The 13,505-nt window shown below is 65.1% G+C and carries 16 protein-coding genes and 1 pseudogene; 13 read left to right on the top strand and 4 right to left on the bottom strand.

Going from position 1 to position 13,505, the window contains the following annotated elements; translation table 11 throughout:
- The 6 genes from FXV83_RS17550 to FXV83_RS17575 all read left to right on the top strand — a co-directional run.
- Positions 1 to 200: DUF3551 domain-containing protein (locus FXV83_RS17550; protein WP_430648938.1), on the top strand; the 200-nt coding region annotated here is incomplete at its 5' end.
- A gap of 317 nt (positions 201 to 517) precedes the next feature.
- Positions 518 to 2,332: a long-chain-acyl-CoA synthetase gene (locus FXV83_RS17555; protein WP_148740660.1), complete on the top strand. Its 1,815-nt coding sequence runs from the start codon at positions 518 to 520 to the stop codon at positions 2,330 to 2,332.
- Between the two features lie 150 nt (positions 2,333 to 2,482).
- A complete protein-coding gene (locus FXV83_RS17560) occupies positions 2,483 to 2,728 on the top strand; it encodes an acyl carrier protein (RefSeq protein ID WP_148740661.1) in 246 nt (81 codons plus the stop codon).
- On the top strand, positions 2,715 to 4,097 hold the full coding sequence (locus FXV83_RS17565) for a class I adenylate-forming enzyme family protein (protein ID WP_187435975.1): 1,383 nt from the start codon (positions 2,715 to 2,717) through the stop codon (positions 4,095 to 4,097). Before FXV83_RS17560 ends, FXV83_RS17565 begins: the two co-directional genes overlap by 14 nt.
- Positions 4,090 to 4,812, top strand: a complete 723-nt coding sequence (locus tag FXV83_RS17570; RefSeq protein ID WP_148740662.1) for an SDR family NAD(P)-dependent oxidoreductase — start codon at positions 4,090 to 4,092, stop codon at positions 4,810 to 4,812. The genes FXV83_RS17565 and FXV83_RS17570 overlap by 8 nt, the downstream gene beginning before the upstream one ends.
- A gap of 126 nt (positions 4,813 to 4,938) precedes the next feature.
- Positions 4,939 to 5,160 (top strand): hypothetical protein, encoded by a 222-nt coding sequence (locus tag FXV83_RS17575; RefSeq protein WP_187435976.1) that lies wholly within the window; start codon positions 4,939 to 4,941, stop codon positions 5,158 to 5,160.
- A gap of 13 nt (positions 5,161 to 5,173) precedes the next feature.
- Here FXV83_RS17575 and FXV83_RS17580 read toward each other — a convergent pair.
- Positions 5,174 to 5,559: pseudogene (locus FXV83_RS17580) on the bottom strand (hypothetical protein).
- 222 nt (positions 5,560 to 5,781) lie between these two features.
- Between FXV83_RS17580 and FXV83_RS17590 the strand changes: the two are divergent.
- Entirely contained in the window at positions 5,782 to 6,930 is a 1,149-nt protein-coding gene (locus FXV83_RS17590; protein WP_148740663.1) for a DUF3095 domain-containing protein, read from the top strand.
- On the opposite strand, the gene FXV83_RS17595 is transcribed toward FXV83_RS17590, so the two are convergent.
- The 3 genes from FXV83_RS17595 to FXV83_RS17605 all read right to left on the bottom strand — a co-directional run bounded on the left by FXV83_RS17595 (position 6,927) and on the right by FXV83_RS17605 (position 9,444).
- Positions 6,927 to 7,364, bottom strand: a complete 438-nt coding sequence (locus FXV83_RS17595) for a DUF2147 domain-containing protein (RefSeq protein WP_148740664.1) — start codon at positions 7,362 to 7,364, stop codon at positions 6,927 to 6,929. The genes FXV83_RS17590 and FXV83_RS17595 overlap by 4 nt on opposite strands.
- Before the next feature lie 82 nt (positions 7,365 to 7,446).
- Positions 7,447 to 8,832 carry an MATE family efflux transporter gene (locus FXV83_RS17600; RefSeq protein ID WP_148740665.1) on the bottom strand — a complete coding sequence of 462 codons (1,386 nt, stop codon included), beginning with the start codon at positions 8,830 to 8,832 and terminating at the stop codon, positions 7,447 to 7,449.
- Positions 8,833 to 8,916: 84 nt separating this feature from the next.
- Positions 8,917 to 9,444: a GNAT family N-acetyltransferase gene (locus FXV83_RS17605; protein ID WP_148740666.1), complete on the bottom strand. Its 528-nt coding sequence runs from the start codon at positions 9,442 to 9,444 to the stop codon at positions 8,917 to 8,919.
- Positions 9,445 to 9,679: 235 nt separating this feature from the next.
- Here FXV83_RS17605 and FXV83_RS17610 point away from each other — a divergent pair, with 235 nt between their 5' ends.
- The 6 genes from FXV83_RS17610 (at position 9,680) to FXV83_RS17635 (ending at position 13,502) form a co-directional block, all read left to right on the top strand.
- The gene (locus FXV83_RS17610) at positions 9,680 to 10,276 is read left to right on the top strand and encodes a superoxide dismutase (RefSeq protein ID WP_148740667.1); all 597 of its coding nucleotides are present in this window, start codon (positions 9,680 to 9,682) and stop codon (positions 10,274 to 10,276) included.
- A 226-nt stretch (positions 10,277 to 10,502) separates the two neighbouring features.
- Complete coding sequence (locus tag FXV83_RS17615; RefSeq protein WP_148740668.1) at positions 10,503 to 11,114, top strand: permease; 612 nt, start codon at positions 10,503 to 10,505, stop codon at positions 11,112 to 11,114.
- Positions 11,111 to 11,611, top strand: coding sequence for a hypothetical protein (locus FXV83_RS17620; RefSeq protein WP_148740669.1), 501 nt, complete (start codon positions 11,111 to 11,113; stop codon positions 11,609 to 11,611). Before FXV83_RS17615 ends, FXV83_RS17620 begins: the two co-directional genes overlap by 4 nt.
- A 43-nt stretch (positions 11,612 to 11,654) precedes the next feature.
- Complete coding sequence (locus tag FXV83_RS17625) at positions 11,655 to 11,873, top strand: hypothetical protein (protein WP_148740670.1); 219 nt, start codon at positions 11,655 to 11,657, stop codon at positions 11,871 to 11,873.
- Positions 11,874 to 11,876: 3 nt separating this feature from the next.
- Positions 11,877 to 12,626: a metal ABC transporter ATP-binding protein gene (locus tag FXV83_RS17630; RefSeq protein ID WP_148740671.1), complete on the top strand. Its 750-nt coding sequence runs from the start codon at positions 11,877 to 11,879 to the stop codon at positions 12,624 to 12,626.
- Positions 12,627 to 12,632: 6 nt separating this feature from the next.
- On the top strand, positions 12,633 to 13,502 hold the full coding sequence (locus tag FXV83_RS17635; protein WP_148740672.1) for a metal ABC transporter permease: 870 nt from the start codon (positions 12,633 to 12,635) through the stop codon (positions 13,500 to 13,502).
- Positions 13,503 to 13,505 lie beyond the last annotated feature (3 nt).

Here is a 13,505-nt window from a genome sequence, read left to right on the forward strand (position 1 = left end):
GAATTCTTCACGGAGGACTATCCCGTCTGCATACCGTCTATTCCGGCTCGATCGGTGGCGGCGGGGAGTGGTACGACGGCTCCTTCATCTCGCTGCCGCAGTGCCGCTCCACGGCTGGCGGCCGCGCCGCGACCTGCGATCTCAATCCCTATTATCCCGTGAACGCATCGCCGCCGCGCTGGTGCCAAGGAAGTGGCTAGCGCCGGGCGATCGTCCCCGGGGCATCGGTCCGCCTTGCGAGCAGATGCCACGCGCTATTCCTACTTGACCTCCGACAGCTCCATGACCTTTGCGCCAGCGCTCCGCGGTAAGGATGCTGCGAACGCGTTTTCATTGCCGTGTAGCGGGATCGCGCCGAGTTCGGCGATGCGGGGGTCGCACCGCACGCCGTTCCCGTCGGCTTGGTAAAGGATGTCTAGAGTTAATCGGGAGCTAACCGAGTTTTACCTTGTCTCTTAACATCTGGGCAGGGCGCACGGAGCTAAACTGCCGGGACCAGCAGACACGTTCCGAGAGAATGTACGGCATGATCACCGGCGTCATCGAACAACCGAAAGCTGTGCGCGCGCCGTCGGCTTCAAGAATTTGGCTGAAGGCGATCGAGCTCACCGCGCGGATCGAGACATTGCCGGGCCGGCTGTTCGCCGACGTCGTCGACGACTGGGCGCGGCGCCAACCCGATCGCGCTGCGCTGGTCACCGACGACGCAAGCCTTGACTATGAAGGCCTGTCGAAGCGCATCAACCGCTATGCACGCTGGGCGCGCTCGGTCGGCGTCGCCAAGGGCGACACTATCGGCCTGATCATGCCGAACGGCATCGATTACGTCGCGGCCTGGCTCGGTATCAGCCGCGTCGGCGGCGTTGTGGCGCTGATCAATACAAAACTCGTGGGGCCTTCGCTCGCCCATTGCATCGATGTCGCAAAGCCGTCGCACCTTATTGTCGCGCACGGCCTGACCGAGGCGCTGGGCGGCGCGTCGCCGCATCTGAAGTCGGACGCAAAAATCTGGATCCACGGCGATGCGCGAAGCGAGCGCGCGATCGATGTCGCGCTCGCTGTACTCGACGACGGCCCGCTCTCGCCGGATGAGCATGGCGGCGTCACCATCGACGACCGTGCGCTGCTGATCTACACGTCCGGCACCACGGGCCTGCCCAAGGCCGCCAGCATCAGTCACCGCCGCATCCTCAATTGGGGCTTTTGGTTCGCCGGCCTCACCGGCGCGACCCCGCAGGACCGGCTCTACGATTGCCTGCCGCTGTTCCATTCGGTCGGCGGCATCGTCGCGCCGTGCAGCATGCTCGCAGCCGGCGGCGCGGTCGTGATCGCGGAGAAATTCTCGGCGTCGAATTTCTGGCACGACGTCGTGCGGCACGATTGCACGTTGTTCCAGTATATCGGCGAGCTCTGCCGATATCTGCTGAAAGCGCCGCCGTCGGAATACGAGAACCGCCATCGCCTGCGGTTCGCCTGTGGCAACGGCCTGCGCGGCGACATCTGGGAGCATTTCCAGGGACGTTTTGCCATTCCTCGCATTCTCGAATTTTACGCCGCAACCGAAGGCAACTTCTCGCTGTTCAACGTCGAGGGCCAGCCCGGCGCGATCGGCCGGATTCCGCCGCTGCTCGCGCACCGCTTCCCCGCCAGCCTCGTCAGGCTCAATCCTGACAGTGGTGCTCCGCTGCGCAATGAAGATGGACTTTGCATTGCCTGCGCGCGCGGGGAGGCCGGAGAGGCCATCGGCCGCATCGGCACGGCGGATCAGGGCGGCGGCCGCTTCGAGGGCTATACCGATGCCGGAGAGACCGAGAAGAAGGTCTTGCGCGATGTCTTCGCCAAGGGCGATTCCTGGTTCCGTACCGGCGATTTAATGCGGCTCGATGACAAGGGCTTCTTCCACTTCGTCGATCGCATCGGCGACACCTTCCGCTGGAAGGGCGAGAACGTCGCGGCATCGGAGGTCAACGACGCCGTGCGCGATTTCACCGGTGTGGTCGACGCCACCACCTATGGCGTCGGCATTCCCGGCGCGGACGGCCGGGCCGGCATGAGCGCGATCGTGGTGAACGAGGGCTTTGATATCGCTGCGCTGCATGCGCATCTGGCGCAGCGGCTGCCGGACTATGCGCGGCCCGTCTTCGTTCGCATTTCGCGCGAGCTCGAAGCAACCGAGACGTTCAAGCAGAAGAAGGGCGAGTTGGCACGCGAGGGCTTCGACCCGAACGGGATCTCTGATCCGCTGTTCATGGCCGAGGCGAAATCCGGCGTCTATGTCGCGCTGGACGCAGAGATGTATGCGCAGATCGTGGACGGGTCGATGAGGCTGTAGCCGTACGAAAATCCGGAGATAGGTCCAATTTTATCTGAATTGTCCAAGAGCCGATTTACTTCTGTCAGGTAAACAAGCGGCCATGGGAGGCGGTCATCAAGAGCCGCCGCAACACGAACGATCGATAACAGAACAAGAAGCGAGCCAGCCATGTCGGTAAGGTCTAAGGTTATTGAAGCGATCCAGCAGATCGCCAAGGAACAGCGCGTCGCGCTTCCCGAACTTTCGGACGACCTGTCTCTGCACGAGACGGGCTTCGATTCGCTCGCCTTCGCGATCCTGGTCGCGCGGCTGGAGGACGAGACCGGCGTCGATCCCTTTACCATTTCCGAGGACGCGGCGTTCCCCGCCACCGTGGGCGATTTCGTGCGGGCCTACGAAAATGTCCCCGCGTGAGATCTTTGCGCTCCGCGACCATCTCGGCGCGGAGCTGACGGGCCGCACCCTGTCGGATGCGCACACGAGCGTTTCGCTGACCGATGTCCTGTCGCAGACCGTCCTGGGCGGCCGCCTTCGCGAGTTGTCGGGCCGCGCGGTACTGTTGAAGCTGTCCGACCAGCTCCGGTCGGGCCTTGCCATGATCGAGCTCGACGGCATCGCCCGTCGCATGCTGCTGTGTCCGCCGGATCTCAACCCGGCGCATCTGGACGCGTTGATCGCCGATGCCGGAATCGACGCCGTCGTCACCGACGAGCCGGATCGCTGGACTGATACCGGCGTTGCGCTGGTCGTCACCGCACAATTGCCGCTCGTACCAACCATTCCCGCTCAAACCGAGCGCGGCACTGAATGGCTGATGCTGACCTCGGGCACGTCGGGCGTGCCGAAGATCGCCGGGCATACGCTGGAAGCGCTCACCGGCGCCATCGTTGCCGAAGGCTCCGCGCGCGGTCCGGCGCCGGTGTGGGCCACGTTCTACGACATTCGCCGCTATGGCGGCCTGCAAATCTTCCTCCGTGCCATCCTCTGCGGCGGCTCGATGGTGCTGTCCGACCCGCATGAGGCGCTCGCCGATCACGTCGCGCGGCTCAATGCGCGCGGCGTTTCGCACATCTCCGGCACGCCCTCGCATTGGCGCAAGCTGTTGATGAGCGGTTCGGCCGCGCACTTCGCTCCACGTTACGTCCGTCTCTCCGGCGAGATCGCGGATCAGGCGGTGCTCGACGGCTTGAAGGCGGCATTTCCGGGATCGTCGATCGGCCACGCCTATGCCTCGACCGAGGCCGGCGTCGGCTTCGCCGTCAATGACGGGCTGGAGGGCTTTCCGGCCGATTATCTCGGCAATCGCAACGGCGTCGAGATGAAGGTCGTCGACGGCTCGCTCCGCATCCGTTCGAGCCGCACCGCGCACGCCTATATCGGCCGCGACGCCTCTGCGCTCACCGACGATGACGGGTTCGTCGACAGTGGCGACATGGTCGAGCTGCGCGGCGACCGCTATTACTTCGTCGGCCGCCGTGGCGGCATCATCAATATCGGCGGGTTGAAGGTTCATCCCGAGGAAATCGAGGCGGTGATCAATCGTCACCCCGACGTACGGATGTCGCGGGCGAAATCGCGGAAGAGTCCGATCACCGGCGGCATCGTGGTCGCCGACGTGATCCTCGCCGACGGCACCGATCCGGCGCGGGCGAAAGAGATCCGCGAGCAGATCGTCCAGCAGTGCCGCGCGCAGCTCGCTTCACACAAGGTGCCGGCGGTGGTCCGCTTCGTCGAGGCGCTCGACGTCACCCCGGCCGGCAAACTGGCGCGCACCGATGCATAACGTCCTCGTCACCGGCGGCAGCCGCGGCATCGGCCTTGCGATCGGCAAGCGCCTGGCCGGCGCCGGCTACAACGTGATCGCGGCGGCGCGGCGCGAGAGCGAGGAGCTCAAGGCCGCGATCGCCGAGGCGGAGGGGCGCCTGCATTTCCGCGCCTGCGATCTCGCCGTGATCGATGCGATCCCGGCTTTTGCAAAGCTTGTCCGCGAAGAATTCGGCGCGATCTATGGCCTCGTCAACAATGCCGGCCTCGGCACCGAAGGCCTGCTCGCCACCATGCACAATTCCGAGATCGAGGCGCTGGTCCAGCTCAACGTGCTGTCACCGATCATTCTCACCAAATACGTTGCGCGGCAGATGATGGCGGACGGTGCGGGTCGCATCGTCAACATCTCCTCCATCATCGCGACCACGGGCTACAACGGCCTCTCCGTCTACGGCGCGACCAAGGCTGCCGCCACCGGCTTCACCCGCTCGCTCGCGCGCGAGGTCGGCAAGCTCGGCGTCACCGTGAACGCGATCGCGCCGGGCTTCATCGACACCGAGCTCACGCACAATCTCTCCGACGAGGGACGCAAGCGCATCGCCGGCCGCAGCGCACTGCGGCGTTTGCCGGACACGGACGACGTGGCGCGCATGGTGGAATATCTTTTGGGCGAAGGCGGCCGCAACGTGACCGGCACAGTGTTCACGATCGATGCAGGGAATACGGCATAACCGGAACTCCGCCGCCGCAATTGAGTTGATCCGGAGCAATGTCATTTCCCCGGATTTGGTCGTAAGATGCGCCGCAATCGATTGGGTTACGTCAATCGATCTGCCCCAATCGCCAGGGAGCAGCCCATGAAGATGTCAAGCATGACCGCTTCGAACGCGATCGCCAATCGCGGCCAGATCGAGCAATCGGCCGCGAAACCGGCCGACGTCCACTGCCCGCCGATGACGCATCAGAATTCCGGCGATCATGGCCATGAGATGTATCCGCAGCAATTCGTGCGGCTCGTGGGGTGCCACGCTGTATCGGCGCCCTCGCTGGGCAAGCGTCAGGACGAGAAGCTGCACTAGCGCGTATCGGCGCTCACGGTTCGTGCTTCGGCAGATCAATCCGTTCGTGTGAAAACTCCGGCGGTCCCTCGGTGAGGCGGCGAATGCGGCGCTCGCGTTCGTCCGGCGGCAGCGCGGGATCGAGCAGCCGGTCGATCTCGTGCATTGCGATCTCTTCTAGCCTGGTGGCGTCCGATGCGGTTGCCGTGTGGGGTGCGGCCGATGCCGCGGGCGCAACTCTCAACCCCATTTCGACCAGCTTGCAGATCGCATCAGAACGGGTCAGATGATGCGCTTCCAGGCGTCGACGGCCGAGGTCAATCCTTCGGGCATCTTCACCGCGCTGACGGCGTCGAGCCCCGTGCGCCGGCGCAACGGGAAGCCAGAATCCTTGTTGCCGAAGTCGGACACCTCGATCATCCCGCTAGAGGTTTGAATGATCCAATCGTAGCTGCGATTGCCGGGCCACTGTTTGATGCCGATCAATGACGAAGTGCGGCAATCCGGCGCGGCGTGACCTTGTTGTCCACCTTTATTTCGGCCAATGATCGGGACTACGACGGGCGCGCCGGCGGGCGAACCCGGATCGATCCTGCCACGTATCTGTTTCGGACGCGCTTCCCAATCATCCGGCATCATCCGATGACACCAAGCGAAACCTTCTACGGCGCTATTCCCGTCTTCCGTGGCTTCACCAGCCTGATGGATCCCAAGCTCTATTCGCCGCTGCCTGACGACTGGACCATCGGTGTCGCCGACATCGTCGATTCGACCAAGGCGATCGCGGCGCAGCGTTACAAGGCGGTCAACATGGCGGGCGCCGCAGTGATCGCGGCGGTGACGAATGCGCTGGAGGGGCGGGAATTCCCGTTCGTGTTCGGCGGCGACGGCGCGAGCTTTGCGGTCGCGCCGGGCGATTTCGACCGTGCCCGCGAAGCGCTGGCCGCGACCGCGACCTGGGTGCGGGAGGATCTCGATCTGAAGATGCGCGTCGCGCTGGTGCCGGTGAGCGCGATTCGCGCGCAGGGCCTCGACGTGCGCGTCGCGCGCTTCGGTCCGTCGGCGAACCTGTCCTATGCGATGTTCTCCGGCGGTGGCCTGGGCTGGGCCGATGCGGCGATGAAGCGCGGCGAGTTCGCGGTCACCGAGGCGCCCGCCGGCTCGCAGCCCGATCTTTCGGGGCTGTCCTGCCGTTTCGAGGAGATTCCAGCCTCGCGGGGATTGATCCTGTCGGTGCTGGTGGTGCCGGCGCGCGGCGCCGAGGCGCAAGCGTTCCGGAAGGTGATCGAAGATGTCATCCATCGCGTCGAGCGCAGCCCCGATGCCGGCCGGCCGGTGCCGTCGCAGGGGCCGCCGCTGAAATGGCCGCCGCAGGGGCTGGAATACGAGGCGCGGGCGAAGCGAGGCGGCTCGCTGTTGCGGCGGCGCGTCGGCGTGCTGGCCTACACGTTGTTCGTCTATCTCATCGTGCGCTTCGACATCAAGATCGGCGGCTTCGTGCCCAAGCTGTATACGCGGCAGGTGGTCGAAAATTCCGACTTCCGCAAATATGACGACGGCCTGCGCATGATCCTGGACTGCACCCCCGAACTCGCGCGCGCGTTGAGCGATTGCCTCGCGGCAGCAGCGCGCGACGGCATCGTGCGCTACGGTCTCTACCAGCAGGACGCGGCGATGATGACCTGCTTCACGCCCTCGGCGCTGCGCAGCGACCACGTGCACTTCATCGACGGCGCGCGAGGCGGCTATGCCTCTGCGGCGACGGCACTGAAGGCAATGCTGGCGAGCTAACGTCCGGCCCGCGTCCAGGTCTCGCCGCCGCAGAGCGCGCCGACGCAGCCCTCGACGCGCAGCGAATCCGCGCCCGTGACGGTGACGCTGCTCGCATAGGTACTCCCGTCGTCGGCATTGTAGATCTGGCCGGACCATTTGCTCGGGCCCGTGGGCTGCATGCCGCTGAACAGCGGCAATCCGATCATCGGGCGCCTGGCGAGCGCGGGATTGGGGTTCTTGCTGTCGGTCGCCGGCTGGCCGGTCGCAGTGTCGTGAGGCTCCCTTAGCCAGACGATGACGCCGCAGATGTCGCCGCCGCACTTGCTGATCTTCACGCGCGCATCGCCAGCCTGGGTTAGCCAGGTGCCGCTCGCGTCAGTGCTCTGGGCATAAGCGGGTGCGCCGGACAGCACGGCCAGAAAAACGGTCAGGACGGCGAATCTGAATGTCATGGAGAGAGAGCCCCGGAATGGAGGCGCCTCCATAGCAGCCCGTCAGGATAGTGCAACGCTCGATTGAATCACATTTCTGCGCTCATTTGCCCCAGCGCACGAAGGCGACAGAGGCCGCGGTCGAGAGCCCGAACGCGACCATGGCGCCGCCGACCAGCGCGAACAAGGTCCAGGCCGGCGCCTGTGCCATGACGAGGCCGGCGCCGCCGATCGCCACGATCAGAAGTCGCGCGGTCGAGGCGAGCACGGGGCCGCCGACGCGCGCCGCGCCTTGCGAGGAGAAATACAGCGAGACGCCGATGCCGAAGAACACGAAGGCCGGGCCGGCCCAATGGAAATAGCTGGACGCGGCGGCGGTGACGCCAGGATCCCGCGTGAAGAGCGACACCCACAGCGACGGAGCGATTGCGACGAGAAGGCCGACTAGGCCGACAGTGAGGCCGGAGGCCGCAGCTGCGGTCCAGGCGACTCGCCGCGCGCGCTGCAAGTGCCCGGCGCCGATCGCCACGCCGACCATCGGCACCGACGCGATGCCGAACGCGAAAGTGATCGGAATCAGCAGAAATTCCAGCCGCGAGCCGATGCCATAGCCGGCCAGCACCTCGGTGCCGAACGTTGCCAGGATCTTGGTGAAGATCAGGATCGTGAGCACGGTCTGGAGCGGCGACAGGCAGGCGACCGCGCCGACCTTGAGAATGTCGAAAAACATTGCGCGCTCGAAATGGAACGCGCGGACATTCAGCGGCAGCCGGCTGCGGCCGGACAGCAGATACCACAGCAGGAAGACCGCGGCGCCGCTGAACGCAACCAGTTGGCCCGCGGCGACCCCAGGCATGCCGAATTGCGGCACTCCGAACAGGCCGAGCCCCAGCGTGCCGCCGAGCGCGACCTGCACCAGGCTTGCCCCGATCAGCGTCATCGAGGGCAGGCGCATGTCGCCGGTGCCGCGAATCACCGAGGCCAGCGTGTTGACGAGCCAGATCGCGATCGCGCCGGAGAACAGCACCTGGGAATAGCCGCAGGCTTCGTCGAGCACGCGTTCGCGGCCGCCGAGCAGCGCGAAGAAGCTGCGGCCGAAGGGGAGCATCATCGCGGTGAAGAACAGCCCGCCGCAGAGGCCGATGATGGCGGCATGCAGCGCCAGCGTCGCGGCGCCGTCGCGATTTCCCGCGCCGAGCGCGCGGCTGATCGCGGACGAAACGCCGCCGCCCATCGCGCCCGCGCTCATCATCTGCGTCAGCATCGCGAACGGAAATACCAGCGCGATTGCGGCCAGCGGCACGGTGCCGAGCCGGCCGATATAGGAGGTCTCGGCGATCGCAACCAGCGTGCTGCCGACCATCGCGATCATGTTGGGAAGCGCCAGCCGCAGCAGCGTCGGCAGGATCGGCGCCGTCAGCAGGCTGGCGATGGGGGAGGCGACCGGTGCACGGAGGGGCGCGGCGTCCAGGGAGGCGTCGATCGTCATGTGTCACCGGGCGGAGTATTGGATGATGATCGACATATTATAGGGCAAGGGAGCCCTTGCGCCAGCCCTCACCTCACGCAGGGCTCACCAGGGCAGGCCGCATAGGTCGATGGTGCCCTGGCGCGGTGCGCGCACGATGTCGAACACGAAGGGAGCCATGTGGTCGAACCGGATCCGTCCCTCCGGCTGCTCGCAATAGACCTCGCCAGTGAAGGCGTGCCAGTTGCGGGCTTCGTAAAATGCCACATTATGCGGCTCGCAGAACAGGAGCGCGAAGCGCACCGCCTCGTTGGCCCTCATGGTGTGCACGGCTGCGCCGATCGCCATGGTCGCATAGCCGCGTCCGCGCTGATCTTCGCGGGTGCAGACCCCGCCGATGCCGCCGACATGGACATTGCGCCCGTTCCAGCTGATGGTGCGGAAGTAGATGCCGACATGGCAGACGAGGCCGTCCTCGGGCGTCTCGATCAGCACGCGGAGATGGGCGTTATCCCATTTGACGTGCCCCCAAGGCAGCTTCTCCACGATGTGCGGCCCAAAGACCGCCTGGTGCAACGGCTCCGCAATCGGCCACGCGGCGTCGCCGTTCAGAATGTCGATCTCGATGCTCATGGCCTGTCTTTCGCGTCTCGGCTGCGTGGCGCGTTTTGTTCTGTCATAAGCGCTTCAAAGGCAATGATATTTTGCGGCCTCGTTCAAACGCCCCGACATCGTTGCGACGATTTTATGCAATCCGGCCATGCCTCGCATCACGCCTTTTCGCAAATTGGCGGTATTTAACGGCCGAGGAACCTTCTATAAGGGGTGACCGTTAGAACACGTTCCCCACCAGTTGCGGACAAGAACCATGACATTCACGCTGCCCCCACTCCCTTACGCCTATGACGCCCTCGGCCAGTACATGTCGAAGGAGACACTGGAATATCATCACGACAAGCATCATCAGGCCTATGTCACCAACGGCAACAACGCGCTCAAGGGGACCGAATGGGAAAGCAAATCCCTTGAGGAGATCGTCAAGGGCTCGTTCGGCAAGAACCCTGCCGTGTTCAACAATGCCGGCCAGCACTACAACCACATTCACTTCTGGAGCTGGATGAAGCCCAATGGCGGCGGCACCAAGCTGCCGGGCAAGCTCGAAAAGAAGATCAACGAGGACCTCGGCGGCTTCGAGAAGTTCAAGACGGACTTCCAGGCGGCCGGCGTCGGCCAGTTCGGCTCCGGCTGGTGCTGGCTCCAGGTCAAGAACGGCAAGCTCGAGATCTCCAAGACCCCCAACGGCGAGAATCCGCTGGTGCATGGCGCCACCCCGATCCTCGGCTGCGACGTCTGGGAGCACTCCTACTACATCGACTATCGCAACCGCCGTCCGGACTATCTGAAGGCGTTCGTCGAGAACCTCGTGAACTGGGAATACGTCGAGTCCCTGTTCGACAAGGCGTAAGCTAAGCCGATCGATCATTCCGGGTCGACGCTTCGCGTCGTCCTGGAATGCCGGTGAAAGGTATCGAAAAGGCGGTCGCATGCGCGGCCGCCTTTTTGCTGCGCATTCTCCAGCCCCTGCATAGCCCTGCGCAAGGCGCGCATGGGCCCTGTCATGGTTCCGTTTGCATCGGGGGCAGGGCCTCCTTAATCAAGGCTGGCATCCCTTCCCTCCGATTCAAGCCCCGTTGTCAGAACCCTTTTCGAAAGACCCGGCGCCTGCCGCGGACGCCGAGTCCGAGCCGCGGCCTGGGCGTGTGCGCAAGCCGATCGGCTGGTCGACACTGGTCATCGCCGCGTTGGTTGCGGTCAGTGCGGCGCTGGTCTGGCGGCGCGACGGCACCGACGGTGTGCTGGAGATACTCACCCACGATCTGTCGCTGTTCGGCGGCATCCTGCCGCGCGTGCTGGCGGGCTGTCTGCTCGGCGCGTTCATCTCGGAAATCCTGCCGCACGAGAAAGTCTCGCGCTCACTCGGGCCGAAGTCCGGGCTGAAGGGGCTTTTGATCGGCACCGCCTTCGGCGCGATCCTGCCCGGTGGACCCTTCACCGCCTATCCCGTGGCGAGCGCGCTGCTCGCAGTCGGCGCCGATTTCGGCGCCACCATTGCCATGGTCGTGAGCTGGACCCTGATCGGTTATGGCCGCGCGGTGGCGTGGGAAATCCCGATCATGGGCACCGATTTCACGCTGTGGCGCATCGTCATCTCGCTGCCGCTGCCGGTGCTGGCAGGCAGCCTCGGCCGCTTCGTCTATGTCCGGATGTATCCGAAGCCGGCGACGAAGGACGATGAGACGTGAGCGCGGCGCTTCTGATCGACATCCTGCTGTGGGGCTCGGTTTTCGGCGTCGGCCTGATCGCCTTTCGCCGCGGCCCTCCCGTGTTCAAGGCCTCGCTACGCGAAGGCTCGATGGACTTCATCAACATCGTGCCGCGGATTGCGTTGGGAGTGATCGGCTCCGGCTATATCGCCGCCATCATCCCGCAAGAGGTTATCACCGGCTGGCTCGGGCCGGACAGCGGCTGGCTCGGGGTCGCGACCGCCGTGCTCGCCGGCGCCGCCACACCGGGCGGCCCGGTGATCGGCTTCTCCATTGGCACAGTGGCGCTGAAATCCGGCGGCGGGGTGCCACAAGTGGTTGCTTATGTCGTCGCCTGGGCGCTGTTCGCCTTCCAGCGGGTCATTTTGTGGGAAATCCCTTTTATGCCAGCTCGGTTCGTCTGGTTCCGCTGCGCCGTCTCGGTGCCGTTCCCGTTCGTCGCCGCTGCCATCGCGATGGTGATCGGCAGGCCCTGAGCCGGGCGTGGACAGGCGCAATGTTATAATATAACGTTCAGGCATGGTTCCCGCCGCCTCCCATGCTCACCATCACGACCATTCCCACGCCCATTCGCATGGGCACGACCACGTGCATGCCCATGTCCACGGTGCGACCTCTCCGCATCCGGCCCAGGCGGCGCCCTGGTCGATCCTGCGCATGACCATGGCCACGCGCCTTTCGGCCGCGATCGCGGTCTGCGCGGTGCTGTGGGGCATGGTCTGGGTGGCGATGAGGTGATCCATGGCGGCACTGCATTTCCACAACGTTACGCTCGGCTATGACCGGCATCCGGCCGTGCACCATCTCAACGGCGCGGTCGCGTCGGGCGCGCTGGTGGCCGTGATCGGCCCGAACGGCGCCGGCAAGTCGACGCTGCTGCGCGGCATCGTCGGCATCCTCAAGCCGCTCGACGGCAGCATCCATCTCGGCGAACTCGACTCCCGCGATATCGCCTATCTGCCGCAGAGCGCGGAGATCGACCGCAGCTTTCCAATCTCGGTGTTCGATTTCGTCGCCACCGGACTGTGGCGCGCGACCGGCCTGTCCGGCGGCATCGGCAAGACCGCGCGCGACAAGATCCTGCATGCGATTGCGGGCGTCGGGCTCAACGGTTTCGAGAATCGTCCGATCGGCACGCTCTCCGGCGGGCAGATGCAGCGCGTGCTGTTCGCGCGCGTTCTGCTCCAGGACGCGAGCCTGATCGTGCTTGACGAGCCCTTCAACGCCATCGACAGCAAGACCACGATCGATCTGCTCGCGCTGGTGAAGCACTGGCATGGCGAAGGCCGCACCGTGCTGGCCGCGCTGCACGATCTGGAGATGGTGCGCACGCATTTCAGCGAGACGCTGGTGCTGGCGCGCGGGCCGGTTGCATGGGGCCCAACGGCGGAAGTTCTGACGCCGGAAAACCTGATGGTCGCGATGCGGATGTGCGAGGCGTTCGACGACAGCGCCGCGGCCTGCGCCGCCGATGATGCGCAAGCGGCGTGACATCTGATGTTTCATGACGCGCTGATCGGCCCGTTCACCGAATTCGAATTCATGCGGCGCGCGCTCGCAGCCGTGATCGCGCTGTCGCTCGCCGGCGCCCCGATCGGCGTGTTCCTGATGCTGCGGCGGATGAGCCTCGTCGGCGACGCCATGGCGCACGCAATCCTCCCGGGCGCGGCCGTTGGTTTCTTGCTCTCCGGCCTCAATCTATTCGCGATGACGGCCGGTGGCCTCATCGCCGGCTTTGCGGTCGCGATCCTCGCCGGTGTGGTTTCGCGCTCGACCGGACTGAAGGAGGACGCCTCGCTTGCAACCTTCTATCTGGCGTCACTGGCGCTGGGTGTCACCATCGTCTCGATCAAGGGCACAAACATCGACCTGCTGCACGTGCTGTTCGGCAACATCCTGGCGATGGACGACCAGACGCTGCTGGTGGTCGCCTTCAACGCCACGGTGACGCTGCTGGTGCTGGCCATGATCTACCGCCCGCTGGTGATCGAGAGTGTCGATCCCTTGTTCCTGCGCACCGTCAGCCGCGCCGGGGGGCCCGCGCATCTCGCCTTCCTCGCGCTCGTCGTGATCAATCTGGTCAACGGCTTTCAGGCGCTCGGCACTTTGCTCGCGGTCGGCCTGATGATCCTGCCGGCCGGCATCGCGCGATTCTGGTCGCGTGATCTGACGGCGATGATCTGCATCGCGGTGATCGTCGCCGCCGTATCCGGCTATGCAGGCCTCGTGCTGTCGTTCCAGACCCGCGTGCCCTCGGGGCCTGCGATCATTCTGGTGGCGAGCGGGCTCTACATCGTCTCCGTCCTGTTCGGCCGTGTCGGCGGCGTTATCAGGCAGCTGTTTCCCGGCCGGCATCTGGAAGCGTGACGG

It is taken from the genome of Bradyrhizobium hipponense, assembly GCF_008123965.1.
GTDB lineage: Bacteria > Pseudomonadota > Alphaproteobacteria > Rhizobiales > Xanthobacteraceae > Bradyrhizobium > Bradyrhizobium hipponense.